Annotated in this window: 8 protein-coding genes; 3 read left to right on the forward strand and 5 right to left on the reverse strand. The window is 69.7% G+C overall.

Annotation, left to right across the window (positions count from 1 at the left end):
* Both FBZ88_RS23015 and FBZ88_RS23020 read left to right on the forward strand, forming a co-directional pair.
* The gene (locus FBZ88_RS23015) at positions 1 to 870 is read left to right on the forward strand and encodes a branched-chain amino acid ABC transporter permease (RefSeq protein WP_145619429.1); all 870 of its coding nucleotides are present in this window, start codon (positions 1 to 3) and stop codon (positions 868 to 870) included.
* Positions 870 to 1,796: a branched-chain amino acid ABC transporter permease gene (locus tag FBZ88_RS23020; RefSeq protein WP_145619430.1), complete on the forward strand. Its 927-nt coding sequence runs from the start codon at positions 870 to 872 to the stop codon at positions 1,794 to 1,796. The genes FBZ88_RS23015 and FBZ88_RS23020 overlap by 1 nt, the downstream gene beginning before the upstream one ends.
* On the opposite strand, the gene FBZ88_RS23025 is transcribed toward FBZ88_RS23020, so the two are convergent.
* Complete coding sequence (locus tag FBZ88_RS23025; protein WP_145619431.1) at positions 1,786 to 2,577, reverse strand: NAD(P)H-dependent oxidoreductase; 792 nt, start codon at positions 2,575 to 2,577, stop codon at positions 1,786 to 1,788. The two genes, FBZ88_RS23020 and FBZ88_RS23025, sit on opposite strands and share 11 nt — an antisense overlap.
* Before the next feature lie 126 nt (positions 2,578 to 2,703).
* On the opposite strand from FBZ88_RS23025, the gene FBZ88_RS23030 reads away from it, so the two are divergent.
* The gene (locus FBZ88_RS23030; protein ID WP_411861175.1) at positions 2,704 to 3,591 is read left to right on the forward strand and encodes a LysR family transcriptional regulator; all 888 of its coding nucleotides are present in this window, start codon (positions 2,704 to 2,706) and stop codon (positions 3,589 to 3,591) included.
* On the opposite strand, the gene FBZ88_RS23035 is transcribed toward FBZ88_RS23030, so the two are convergent.
* The 4 genes from FBZ88_RS23035 to FBZ88_RS23050 all read right to left on the reverse strand — a co-directional run bounded on the left by FBZ88_RS23035 (position 3,588) and on the right by FBZ88_RS23050 (position 13,028).
* Positions 3,588 to 5,606, reverse strand: a complete 2,019-nt coding sequence (locus tag FBZ88_RS23035; RefSeq protein WP_145619433.1) for a beta-N-acetylhexosaminidase — start codon at positions 5,604 to 5,606, stop codon at positions 3,588 to 3,590. The two genes, FBZ88_RS23030 and FBZ88_RS23035, sit on opposite strands and share 4 nt — an antisense overlap.
* 47 nt (positions 5,607 to 5,653) lie before the next feature.
* Positions 5,654 to 7,411: an N-acetylglucosamine-specific PTS transporter subunit IIBC gene (gene nagE, locus FBZ88_RS23040; protein ID WP_145619434.1), complete on the reverse strand. Its 1,758-nt coding sequence runs from the start codon at positions 7,409 to 7,411 to the stop codon at positions 5,654 to 5,656.
* Positions 7,411 to 10,002, reverse strand: a complete 2,592-nt coding sequence (ptsP, locus tag FBZ88_RS23045) for a phosphoenolpyruvate--protein phosphotransferase (protein ID WP_186464568.1) — start codon at positions 10,000 to 10,002, stop codon at positions 7,411 to 7,413. Before ptsP ends, nagE begins: the two co-directional genes overlap by 1 nt.
* A gap of 365 nt (positions 10,003 to 10,367) precedes the next feature.
* The gene (locus tag FBZ88_RS23050) at positions 10,368 to 13,028 is read right to left on the reverse strand and encodes a TonB-dependent receptor (RefSeq protein ID WP_186464569.1); all 2,661 of its coding nucleotides are present in this window, start codon (positions 13,026 to 13,028) and stop codon (positions 10,368 to 10,370) included.
* Positions 13,029 to 13,155: the final 127 nt, after the last annotated feature.

The following is a 13,155-nucleotide window of genomic DNA, read 5'->3' on the forward strand; positions in this document are numbered from 1 at the left end:
ATGTCCGTTCAGGTCCTGTCGGGACAGCTGCTGCTGGGCCTCATCAACGGCGCCTTCTACGCCCTGCTGAGCCTGGGCCTGGCCGTCATCTTCGGCGTTCTGGGCATCATCAACTTCGCCCATGGCGCCTTCTACATGGTGGGGGCCTTCGCCGCCTGGGGCCTGGCGACATATCTGGACATTGGTTATTGGCCGGCGCTGCTGCTGGTGCCCCTGGCCTTGGGCTTGGTGGGAATGGGGGTGGAGCGGCTGATGCTGAAGCGCCTGGCCGGCCTGGACCCGCTGTACGGCCTGCTGGCCACCTTCGGCCTGGCCCTGGTGCTGGAGGGCACCTTCCGGCAGGTTTACGGCTCCTCCGGCCAGCCTTATCCCGTGCCGGAGGCGCTGCAAGGGGGCGTCAACCTGGGCTTCATGTTCCTGCCGCTCTACCGCGGCTGGGTGGTCGCGGCCTCCATCGTCGTCTGCCTGGCCACCTGGCTGGCGATTGAGCGCACCGCGCTGGGCGCCCGCCTGCGCGCGGCGACGGAACGGCCGGACATGGCCCAGGCCCTGGGCCTGAACGTGCCCCTGCTGGTCACCGTCACCTTCGGCGTGGCGGTGGCGTTGGCGGCCTTCGCCGGTGTCATGGCCGCCCCCGTCTACCAGGCGAACCCCCTGATGGGCAGCAACCTGATCATCGTCGTCTTCGCCGTGGTGGTCATCGGCGGCATGGGGTCCCTGTCCGGCGCCATCCTCAGCGGCTATGGCCTGGGCTTGGCCGAGGGCCTGACCAAGGTGTTCTATCCCCCCGCCGCCAACATCGTGGTGTTCGTCATCATGGCACTGGTGCTGCTGGTCCGCCCCGCCGGGCTGTTTGGGCGGGTGACCTGATGCGCCTCTCTCCCCTGACCTTGCTGACCCTGGTCGCCCTGGCGCTGCTGGTGGCCGCCCCCTGGGTGGTCTATCCCGCCTTCCTGATGAAGGCGCTGTGCTTCGCCCTGTTCGCCGCCGCCTTCAACCTGCTGCTGGGCTATGCTGGCCTTCTGTCCTTTGGGCATGCCGCCTTCTTCGGCGGGGCGGCCTATGTCACCGCCCATGCCGCCAAGGTGTGGGGCTGGCCGCCGGAGCTGGCCATCCTGGGCGGCACGGCCGCCGCCGCCGCGTTGGGCCTGGCCATGGGCGCGCTGGCCATCCGCAGGCAGGGCATCTATTTCGCCATGACCACGCTGGCGCTGGCGCAGATGCTGTTCTTCCTGTACCTGCAAGCCCCCTTCACCGGCGGTGAGGACGGCATCCAGGGGGTACCCCAGGGCCGCTTGTTGGGCCTGGTCGACCTTGGCCAGCCCACCAGCGCCTATTACGCCGTGCTGGCCATCGCGGCCCTGGGCCACCTGGCGCTTTACCGCATCGTCCATTCGCCCTTCGGCCAGGTGCTGAAGGCGGTGCGCGACAACGAGGCCCGCGCCCGGTCGCTGGGCTATGAGGTCGACCGTTACAAGCTGGCCGCCTTCGTGCTGTCGGCCACGCTGGCGGGCCTGGCCGGCGGCACCAAGGCCCTGGTCTTCCAGATCGCCACCCTGACCGACGTCCAGTGGCAGATGTCGGGCGAGGTGGTGCTGATGACCCTGCTGGGCGGCATCGGCACCATGGCCGGCCCCGCCGTGGGCGCCTTCCTGTCCGTGGGCCTGGAAAGCGCGCTCGCCACCAGCGGCCTGCCCGTCCCCGCCGTCATCGGCGCGGTCTTCATCGCCTGCGTCCTCGTCTTCCGCCGGGGCCTGGTGGGGGAGATCGGGGCGCGACTGAAGATCAGGCTTTGACCCCCTCTCGCAAATGCACCCTAAAGCCGGTGGCGCCGCCGCCCAATCCCTCCCGCAGTTCCATGCTGGGGATCCGGTAGTCCCCGCCGTTCTGCTGCCGATAGGGGATGGGAGCCGTCTGCTCCAAGGTGCGCAGGCGTTCCCGCAAACGCTCGGCCTCGCGCTCGAAGCCCACCGCGTCCAGCCGATCCGCCTGGTACAGGACGAAGGGCGGCAGGACGGCGTAGCCCGGGAAGTAGAGGATGCCGTGGTGGATGGGGAACAGCAGGTCGTCGATGGGGCCATTGATGCCGCGCGGGCCATAGTGCGGCGCCCAGCCGCCGGCGGTGGTGATGACCATGGCGCGCTTGCCCTGGAAGACGCCCTCGCCATAGCGGTCGCCCCAGCGCCTGTCGCTATGTTCGCCCACGCCATAGGCGAATCCATAGGCGAACACGCGATCAACCCAGCCCTTCAGGATGGCCGGCATGGTGAACCACCAGAGGGGGAACTGCAGGATCAGCATGTCGGCCCAGCGCAGCTTTTCCTGCTCCGCCAGCACGTCGGCCGTCAGCCGACCGGCGGCGTAGCCGTCGCGCGACGCCAGCACCGGCACCAGGCGATCCTCAGGCTTAAGGTCGGGGAAGTCGGCGCGGTCGACCACGGCCTTCCAGCCCATGGCGTGGAGGTCGGATACCTGGACCGTGTGGCCCTGGGCCTGGAGTTCGGCCACCGCGACGTCACGCAACGCGCCGTTCAGGGACCGGGGATCGGGATGGGCGAAGACGATGAGGACGTTCATTTGGGTCAGTGCTCCGGATTAGCGAACCGACGCCTCAGGTAGACCTGATCCCATCCATGCGCTACAGATAGGCAATGCATAAGATCATGCCGAATTATGGATAAGTCCGGCGTCACGCTAGAGCGCATGCGCACTTTCGTCCGCGTGGCGGAGCGGGGCAATTTGTCGGCCGTGGCGCGGGAGCTGGGGGTGGGCCAGTCCACCGTCACCCGCCAGCTGCGCGAGCTGGAAGAGGCGGTGGGCGTGCCCCTCTTGAGCCGCACCACCCGGCGCGTCACACCGACGGAGGAAGGCGCGCGCTATCACGCCCAGTGCGTCCAGATCCTGCGACTGGTGGATCAGGCGTCGGATGAGGCGCGTGGTGGCCGGCAGGGCGCGGCCGGCACCATCCGCCTATCCTGCACGGCGGCCCTGGGCGTGCGCCATATCAGCCGCCTGCTGTTCGCCTTCCAGGATCGTCACCCGGACATCGGCATCGACCTGAACCTGACGGATGAGCGAGTAGATCTAGTGCGGGAAGGCGTGGACATCGCGCTGCGCCTCGGCCCACTGACCGACAGTACCCTGAAGCTGAAGCCCCTGGGCCGTTCACGCCGATCGCTGATGGCCTCGCCGGGCTATCTGGCGCGGCGGGGCCGGCCCACCCGGCCGCAGGACCTGGCAGGCCATGACATCGTCCGCATGTCCAACGTGTCCGGCAGCGACACCCTGGTGCTGCACGGACCCGATGGCCGCCTGACGGAGGTGCCGGCGGGCGGACGCTTCCGCGTCGACCATGGCCTGGGCGCGCGCGAGGCGCTGGCGGCCGGCCGGGGCATCGGCCCCACCCACCATTGGCTGGTGGATGACCTGCTGGCCGATGGCCGGGTGGAGATCGTCCTGCCCGGCCATAGTCCGCCGCCGGTGCCCTTCAACATGCTGATCGTGCCGGAACGGGCGGGCATCGCCCGCGTCCGCCTGCTGATCGACTTCCTGGCGGACGCCGTGCCGGGCATCCCGGGGATGGAGCATTAGCGCGCAGCCTTCACCAGCTTGGCCACCGCCGGCAGGATGGCGAACTCCAACTCGGCGCCAGGTTCAACCGCCTCCGCCAGCGCCTTGTCCGCCGCGGCGCGGTCGGCCAGGGGCTTGCCCGTGGCCACGGCGTCGGCGGCGGCCAGCCCCGCCGCGGCCAGGCGGGTCAGCTTGGCCGCCGGCCCGGCCAGTTCCGCCAGCAACGGCGTGGCCTGGCGGTAGGGGGCCAGCAATGTCTCCGCCGTCTGCCACCGCTCCAGCAGGCCCCGCACCTGCGTCCGGGCGATGGTGTCGCCGGGCTGGGCGATGAGACGGTCCACTGCCAGCCCAAACTCCCGCGCCACGGCGCTTTCCGCCGGGATCGCGTCCACCAGGCGGTTCAGGGGCGTGGACTGCACGGCGTCCGGCCGCTGGGTGGAGCGGTTATAGTCCTTCAGCGGCTCCACCGCCTGAGCCAGGGGCCACAGGGCGCCACCCCCCGCCGGCCCCGCCACCCGGGCCAGCATGGCCTCATTCGCCGCCCTGTGCCGCGAGCCGGCAAAGGCCAAGTCATCGGCCACACGGTCCAGACGCGCGTACATGGCCGGGACATCGGCCGTCATATCCTTGGGCGACCACAGCTTTTCCGCCACCACGGCGGCGCGGGGCCATAGGCGGATGTCCAGGTTCTCCGGTGACAGCCGCTCGCTCCAGGCGCAGGCCTCACCGCCCAGGATAAGGCCTTCCAACCCCGCCGGCAGGTTCTCCGGCATAGGATCGGCAGCGTAGTGGCGGCCGGCCGGCCAGCTCAAATCCAGGTAATAGGGGGCGGACAGGATGCCGGCGTGGCCGGCCAGCGCCGCCTTCTTCAGCGATTCCGTATCCCGCCAGGACTGCACCACCACGTCCTTGGGCATGTCGCCGTCCATGATCTCATCCCAGCCGATGGCATGTTTGCCGTGGCGGGCGACGATGGCCTGTACCTTGGTGGTGAACAGGGCCTGCAAGGCGGCAGTGTCCGTCAGGCCATGAGCCTTCATATAGGCCTGGACGGCGGGGCTGGCCTTCCACTGTTCGCCGTTCACCTCATCCCCGCCGATGTGGAAGTAAGGATCGGGGAACAACGCGGTCATTTCGCCAACGAGACGATCCAGGAACTGATACGTGCTGTCGCGCGTCGGGTCCAGCGCGGGATCGAAGACGCCCCAGTGCCGCTCGATGGCGTAGGGGCCGGGCGCGCTGGCCAGGTCCGGATAGCCCACCAGCCAGGCGGTGGTGTGGCCGGGCATGTCGAATTCCGGCACCACGCGGATGCCCCGATCGGCGGCGTAGCGGACGACCTGGCGCACCTGGTCCTGGGTGTAGAAGTCGCCGTCCGACCCCAACTGGTGCAGCTTGGGGAAGACCTTGCTTTCCACGCGGAAGCCCTGGTTGTCGCTGAGGTGCCAGTGCAGCACGTTCAGCTTCACCGCCTGCATCAGGTCGATGGTGCGTTCCACCGTGGCGATGGGCACGAAGTGGCGCGATACGTCCAGCAGCAGGCCGCGCCAGGGGAAACGCGGCTGGTCATGGATGGTCACCGCCGGCACGGCCCAGCCCTGGGGCCCGTTGACCACCAGCTGGGCGAAGGTGGCAATGCCCCGGTTGATGCCGATGGATGTCGCGGCCGTGATGCTGGCGCCGGTTGGCGTCACCGTCAGGGTGTAGGCCTCATCCTCCTGGGGCGCCGGCACGGCGGCGCTGACGCCCGTGACGGTCAGCGTCAGGGTGGCGCCTTTCGCCACCGGCGCGCCGGCCAGGAACTGCCCGGTCTTGGCCGACAGGCGCTGGATCAGGGTGTGGGCCGCCACGGTCAAGTGCGGGTCGGCGGGCCCCGCCAGCGCCACGGTGAAGCCGCCATCCACCAACAACTGCCCCGTGCCCGCGCTCATGGCCGCCGGCAGGGGCATGAGCGCCGCCTGCTGGGCGTAGGCGGCGGAACCGACGCTGGCGGCCATCAGGGTCACGCCGGAGACAAGCAAGGCCTTCAATCGCATGGGTAAGTGCCCCTGAGGAAAGCGGAACCGTGGATGGGGTTGGGCCGTCAGCCCCTGGCCATGGCGTGGGTCAGGGCATCAGCCAGCGGGGCGGCGGGGCCCCCCAGCAGCAGGTGCAGGCGGCCGGCGCCGACCCGGGCCACACCGCGCAGGCCCAGGGACAGCAAGCGCCCCTCGTCCACACCGGCGGCGTCGGCGATACCCAGCAACAGGCGGGTGGCGCGGGCCTCCACCGCCTGGACGTTGGCCGTGCCGCCCAGGGCCGCCAGCACGGCGGCGACATCGGGCAAGGGGGCCGGAGCGGCGACCGGCACCGGTTCCTTCACCGCAACGGCGACGGCAAGCGCGCCGCCCGCCGGCAGATGGGTCAGGGCCTTGCGGATCTCGCCCGCCACCTGGTCGGCCACGGGGCCCAGCACCACCTGCAAGGCGGTGGCGTTGGGGCGGACCACACCGCGGGAACCCAGGGCCGTCAGCGCCGCCTCATCCACCGCGCGGTTGTCGGCCAGCACCAGGCGCAGGCGGGTGGTGCAGGCGTCCACGGTGCGGATGTTGCCGGCGCCGCCCAAGGCGACGACGAAGCCGCCGCCCCGGCCCTGCTCGGCCAGCGCTTGGGTGGATACGACCGCCACCGGCGCGTCCTCCCGCCCCAGGGTCTTCAGGTTGAAGCGGCGGATGACGAAGGCGAAGGCGGCGTAATAGACGGCGAAGTAGGCAGCGCCCACGGGCAGCAGCAGCAGGGGCCGCGTCGCCTTGCCGAAATTGACGATGTAGTCGACCAGCCCGGCGGAGAAGGTGAAGCCCAGCTTCACCCCCAGCACGTCCATCACCACCATGGCCAGGCCCGTCAGCACGGCGTGCAGGGCGTACAGCGGCGGCGCCACGAACATAAAGGTGAACTCGATGGGCTCGGTCACGCCGGTCAGGAAGGCGGTCAGCGCCATGGACAGCAGCATGCCGCCGATGGCCGCTCGCCGTTCCGGCTTTGCCGCGCGATACATGGCCAGGCAGGCCGCCGGCAGGCCGAACATCATGACGGGGAAATAGCCGGCCATGAAACCGCCGGCCGTGGGGTCGCCGGCGAAGAAGCGCTTCAGATCGCCCGTGGCCCCGTGATAGTCGCCCAGGATGAACCAGGCGACATTGTTCAGGATGTGGTGCAGGCCGGTGATGATCAGCACCCGGTTCAGCAGGCCATAGAGGAACAGGCCGACGTCGCCGGCCGACAGCACGGCGCGGCTGAGCCCGTCCAGGCCCGCCTCCAGCACCGGCCAGCCGAAACCGAAGATGAGCGCCAGGCCCAGCCCGGCGAAGCCGGTGGCGATGGGCACGAAGCGCCGGCCGCCGAAGAAGGACAGGAACTCCGGCAGCTTCAATTCGCTGTAGCGGTTGTAGAGGCCCCCGGCCAGCAGGCCGGACAGGATGCCGGCCGGAACGCCGATCTTGGCCACCGCCTTGATCTTGTAGCTGGTGGCGGCGGCGTCCAGCGCCGTTCCGGTGAGGCCGGCCACCACCTCCGGCGGCACGCGCACCAGGGCCTGCGCCCCCTGGGTCGCCACCAGGAAGCCCACCACGCCGGCCAGGCCGGCGGCGCCGTTGTTCTCCCGCGCCAGGCCCACCGCCACGCCGATGGCGAAGACCAGGCCCAGGTTGGTGAAGATGGCCTCGCCGGCGGCGGCGATGAAGGGAATGCCCAGCAGATCGGGCTGCCCCATGCGCAGCAGCAGGCCGGCCACCGGCAGCACGGCGATGGGCAGCATGAGGGCGCGGCCCAGTTGCTGTATCAGGGCGAAGCGGTCGCGCATCAGGCGGCTCCCTCGGTGATGGCGACGGTAAGACCGGCGCGGGCCAGCAGGCTGCGCACGGCGGCGGCGGACTCCTGCGCCAGGGCCTCGGTGGCGAGCGCCACGCAGGCGGCCTTGTCCAGCGGGCGCAGGGCCGCCTTGATGTCCGGGATGGTGGGCGGGGTGGCCGACAGCTCCGTCACGCCCAGGCCCACCAGCAGCGGCGCGGCGGCGGGGTCGGAGGCCAGGGCGCCGCACACACCCACCCAGCGGCCATGCTTGGCCGCCCCCTCCGCCGTCTGGCGGATGAGGCGCAGCACGGCGGGGTGCAGGGCGTCCAGCCGGGCGGCCAGGTCGGGGTTGCCCCGGTCCATGGCCAGCACGTACTGCGTCAGGTCGTTGGTGCCGATGGACAGGAAATCGGCCTCGGTGGCCAGCTGGTCGGCAGTCACCGCCGCCGCCGGCGTTTCCACCATGACGCCCAGCTGCACCGGCGGGGCGTGGCCCAGGGCCTCGCGCTCATGGTCCAGCATGTCGCGCACGGCCCGCACCTCATCCAGGGTGGCGACCATGGGCACCATGATGCGGCACTGGCCCACCGGGCGGACACGCAGGATGGCGCGCAACTGGGTGCGCAAAATCTCCGGCCGGCGCAGGCCGATGCGCACGCCGCGCAGGCCCAGGATGGGGTTCTCCTCCCGCGGCAGGGGGAGGTAGGGCAAGGGCTTGTCCCCGCCCACGTCCAGGGTGCGGATGATCAACGGCCGGCCCTGCAGCGCCGTGGCCACCGCCTGGTACTGGGCCGCCTGCTCATCCTCATCGGGCGCCGTCTGCCGGTCCAGGAACAGGAACTCGGTGCGCAGCAGGCCGCAGCCTTCCGCCCCCTTGGCCACCCCCTTCACCGCGTCGGCCACCTTGCCGACATTGGTGTAGACTTCGATGCGGGTGCCATCGGCCATGACGCAGTCGGCGGCCGCCGCCTTCAGGTTGGCCTCGGCCAGCACCTTGCGCCGTGCCGTCTCGCGCTCCAGCTTGGCCAGGTCGTCGGCCGGCGGCTGCACATGCAGCAGGCCGCGATCGGCGTCCAGGATCAGCGGGGCGTCATCGGGGATGCGCAGCACGGCCGCCCCGCCCGCCACCAGGGCCGGCACGCCCATGGAGGCCGCCAGGATGGCCACATGGCTGGTGGGTCCGCCGCGCGCGGTGCAGAAGCCGGCCAGGCGGCCGGCGTCCAGGTTGCTGAGCTGGCTGGGCATCAGCTCTTCCGCCACCAGGATGGCGCCTTGGGGCAGGATCACCGGCTGCGGCTCCCGCCCGGCCAGGGCCAGCATGACCTGGCGGCGCAGGTCGATCAGGTCGGCCGCGCGCTCCGCCATGCGCGGGTTGCCCAGGGCGCGCAGGGCAGCGGCGGACCGGTCGGTGGCACCGCGCCAGGCACTCCCCGCGGCTTCGCCACCGGCAATGGCAGCCTGCGCCTCGTCCAAAAGGTCGGGATCATCCAGGATGGCCAGGTGCGCCTGGAAGATGTCGCGGCGCTGGGTCTGGCGCATCTCTTCCGCGTGGGCCACGGCGGCGGCCAGACGGGCGCGCACGCGATCCAGGGCGTTGGCAAGGGCCTGCCGCTCGGCATCGGCGCCCAGGCCGCTGGCAGGCACCTCCACTTCCTCTTCCTGCAAGCGGAAGGCGCGGCCCAGCGCCAGGCCCGGGGCGGCGGTGACGGCGCGGATGACGGCCGTCTCACCCGGGGCGAAGGGCGGCTGGGCCTCCAGCACCGGCGGTTCGTCGTGCGGCGGCACAGCGGCGCTGGGCAGCGAGGGCACGGGCAGCGCTTCGGCAAGGGGAACCGGTGCCTCGCCCAGGCCGGCGGATATCGCGGCGGCGACGGCGGCGACGGCGGCGGCGGCGTCCTCCCCCTCCGCCAGCACGGTCAGGGCGTCGCCATGGCGCAGGCCCAGCGACATGGCGGCTACGGCACTCTTGGCATTGGCGCGGCGGCCTTGCGCCGCCAGGAAGACGCTGGCGGCATAAGGCTTGGCGGCGGCGGCCAGCACGGCGGAGGGCCGGGCGTGCAGGCCATGCACCAGGGGCAGCACCACTGATTGTTCCGCACTCTGGGTGCGTTCCCCGGTGGCGGCACTGGCAGCGCCGTCGCCCTGCACCAGCAGGGTCAGCAGCACCTCGCCCGCGCGCACCGGCGCGCCGGTCCTGACCTCCACCACCGTGGCGGCGGGGCCGCCGGCGACGATCAGCGGGGTCAGCAGGCTTTTGGCTTCCCTGGCCAGCAGGTCCATGTCGAAGTCGATCAGGGCATCGCCGGCCCGCACCAGCGCGCCCTCGGCCACATGGACGGTGAAGCCCCGGCCGCCCAGGGCCACGGTCTCCAGCCCCACATGCATCAGGATTTCCACGCCGCAGTCGGCGCGCAAGGTCACGGCGTGGCGCGCGCGGTGGACGGTCAGCACCACGCCGTCGCACGGGGCCCGCAGCGTGGCGCCCGTCGGGTCCAGCGCCAGCCCCTCCCCCATCATGCGCTGGGCGAAGACGGGATCGGGCACCTCGTCCAGCGGGGTCGCCCATCCGTCCAGCGGGGCCAGCAAGGTGAGCCGCGTCACGTTTGCCGTTCCCGGCGTCGCACCGGCTGGCGCCCCATTTCCCACCATCGAACCGCCCACGCCTCTTCCTCATTTCCCGGCACCCTGGGGCACCGTTTCGGCATTCAACCCGACTAAAGCACGCCGCCCCCGGTAGCGGGCAAGCGGCGGGACGCCTCATCCCGCGAAACTCCAACCCCGGGAAAAAGGGGCCCGGACGGACGCCCGGGCCTTTCCAAGTTCGGGGAGATCGAGAGCACAATCCAAAGAAAGTACGCCCTCACGGAAACAACCCGCCGTCCGTGACGAACCAGCCGACGGGGCACTGGCGGCGGCCAGGGATCAGGGGAACGTCCCCTGGGCCGGCCGCCACACACTCATGAACCTCAGTACTTGAAGTGGGCGCCGAAGTAGTACTGACGGCCGTTGTCGTAGATGGCACGCGGCTGGTCAGTGTTGTTGGCGTAGTACTTCATCAGCTCGTCCGTGATGTTCAGGGCCGAGAAGGTCAGGCTGAGGTAGTCATTGACCGGTATGTTGACCGACGCGTCCAGGGTGCCGAAGTCATCCTGGTTTTCCAGGGTGCTGCGATCCAAGCCCACCACGAAGTGCGAGCGGAAGGTGTAGGACAGGTGGGCGCTGATCCAGTCGTTCTCGTAATAACCCGTCAGGTTGTAGGTGTGACGGGAGTTGCCGATCATGGGCGCGCCACTCTCCTCGGTGCCGTAGGCGTAGGTGTAGTTGGCCTGGACGCCGAAGCCGCCGTAGATCGGCTGCTGGATCGCCAGTTCAAAGCCGCGGTTCTTGGCCGAGGTGTTGAACGGATGGGTCACCTGGTAGGTGTGGTTGGCCTTGTAGAAGTCGGAATAGAAGGTCTGCGGCGTGACGCCGTAGGTCACGTACGAGTTCATGTCGTTGTAGAACACGGCGAACGACAGCAGGGACTGCGGGCCGTAGTACCATTCCAGCGACGCGTCGTAGTTGGTGGACTCGATGGGCTTCAGGTCGGGGTTGCCACCCGAGCCGGAGGAGGCCACGTCGTTCAGGCTGACCGAACCGCCCAGCGCGCTGTAGTCGGGCCGCGCCATGGTCTTGGCCACCGCCAGGTGGGCCACCACGTCGTCCGTCACCTCCAGCTTCAGATTGGCGCTGGGCAGCACGTTGACGTAGTCGTGGCTGATGTTGGTCGGCACGTAGGGGCCGAAGGCGGAGGTGTTGATGGCCCCCGGCGCCCCGGCGGTGGAGGCGAAGTACACCAGGCTGGTCAGGTTGGTATCGACGAAGCGGACGCCGAAGTTGCCCGACCAGCCGGCGCCGCCGACATTGGCCATGACATAGGCGGCGCTGTCGGTCTCCGACACCTTGAACGAACCCGGCCAGTAATAGCGTGAGGTGCCGTCGGCGCCGTTGATGGGGTCGGCGTTGCCGATGCCGTAGGAATTGAAGAAGGCGGCGATCTGGTCGTTCGACAGGGTCCAGATGTTGGTGAGGACGGGACCGCCCAGGTTGGAACCGAAGCCGGCGGGATAGGTGCCGCTGGACGAGGGCGTGGCCACGCCCCAGCCACCGTTGGCGCAGCAGCCGCCATCGACCTTGAACTGGGTGTTGCGCTGGTGGGCGCTGACGCGCACGCCGGCCTTCACCGAGTCCCATATGCCGGACTTGACGTCGTACTTGGCGTCCAGCTGGCCGTAATACTCCTGGTCCACGGCGGTCAGCACGTCGGTCCAGGCCCAGCCGGTGGCGTAATTGCCGTTCTGGGTGCCGGTGGGAATGCCGAAATTGACGGTGGCGGGGGCCGACAGGCCGTTCAGGGCGTAGCTGGCGGACGAGGCGGCCACCGCCTCATACGCCGGCTCGCTGGGCGTGTCGCCCAGGCCATAGGTGTAGCCGACCTTGCCGGTGAAGCTCAGGCGGTCGGTCGCCTGGTAGGTCACATCGGCGTCGATGTAGGACGTCTCGGCCGAGGCGCCGGGGCGAGAGATCTGGTCGTAGACGATGGCGTTGGTCACCGACGGCGTGGTGGCCGAGGTCAGGGTGTTGTTCTTGACGGTGTAGGCGGTGGGCACCGCCTGCTGCGTCGAGAAGATGCTGGACCCCCAGTACATGAAGTTGCGGTTGGAGTTATCGGCGTCCATGTGCGAGTAGAAGCCGTTGATGTCCACCGTCAGCTTGTCGGTCGGCGTGAACTCCACGTCGATGTCGCCGCCCATGCGCTTGCGCTTCTGCTGGAACAGGGCGGAACCGATCAGGGTAGGGTAATAGACGCCGTTCAGTTCCGGGTGCGCCTTGACGGCGGCGTCGGTGGCGGCGAACTGCGAATAGCCCAGGACTTCCTGGCCCTCGCGCTGGACGTCGCGTTCCTCATAGAAGGCCTGCGCCAGGACGCCAAAGGTGTTGGACTTGTTCTTCCAGGACACCAGGCCATTGAACTGCGGCGACACCTTCTCGGCCATGTCACCGTAGACGCCCTCGATATCGGCGGCGGCGGTGAAGTTGTCCTTAAAGTCCAGCGGCTTGCGGGTCAGGATGTCGATGGAGCCGGCGACGCCGCCCTCGACCAGGTCGGCCTGCTGGCTCTTGTAGACCAGGGTCTTATCGACGATTTCCGACGGCAGCAGCGAGAAGCTGACCGAGCGGCCAACGGTGGAGAACTGGTCCAGCAGGAACCAGTCGCCGGTGGCCACGCCATGGCCGTTGATGGTGGTGTTGGTCAGCGAGGGGCTGGAGCCGCGAATGCTGACGCGGTCGGCCTCGTCGAAGCCGCCTTCGCCCGAGGCGGCGGACTGGATCATGACGCCGGGCACGCGCTGCAGCGCGTCGGCCACGTTCTTGTCGGGCAGCTTGCCGATGTCTTCCGCGCTGACCACATCGACCACGGCTGTCTTGTCGCGCTTCACATCGATGCTGTCCTGAATGGACTTGCGGAAGCCCGTCACCACGATTTCATCAAGGCTGGAGTCCGCCGCCGGGGCGGGCGCGTCGGCCGCATAGGCCGTGGCCGACATGGCCAGCACCGCCACCACGCTGGCGGAACCGCGCAGCATCTTTCTCCCAAAACCCATCAAACCCTCCTCTGGCCCACTTTTGTGTTTACCGGCGCGGCCAACCATCGGACCCAACCGACGGCGCCACGCCTGGAACCAGACACCGCCAACCCCCTCTTGCCCGATT

The organism is Nitrospirillum bahiense, assembly GCF_007828025.1.
In the GTDB taxonomy this organism is placed as follows: domain Bacteria; phylum Pseudomonadota; class Alphaproteobacteria; order Azospirillales; family Azospirillaceae; genus Nitrospirillum; species Nitrospirillum amazonense.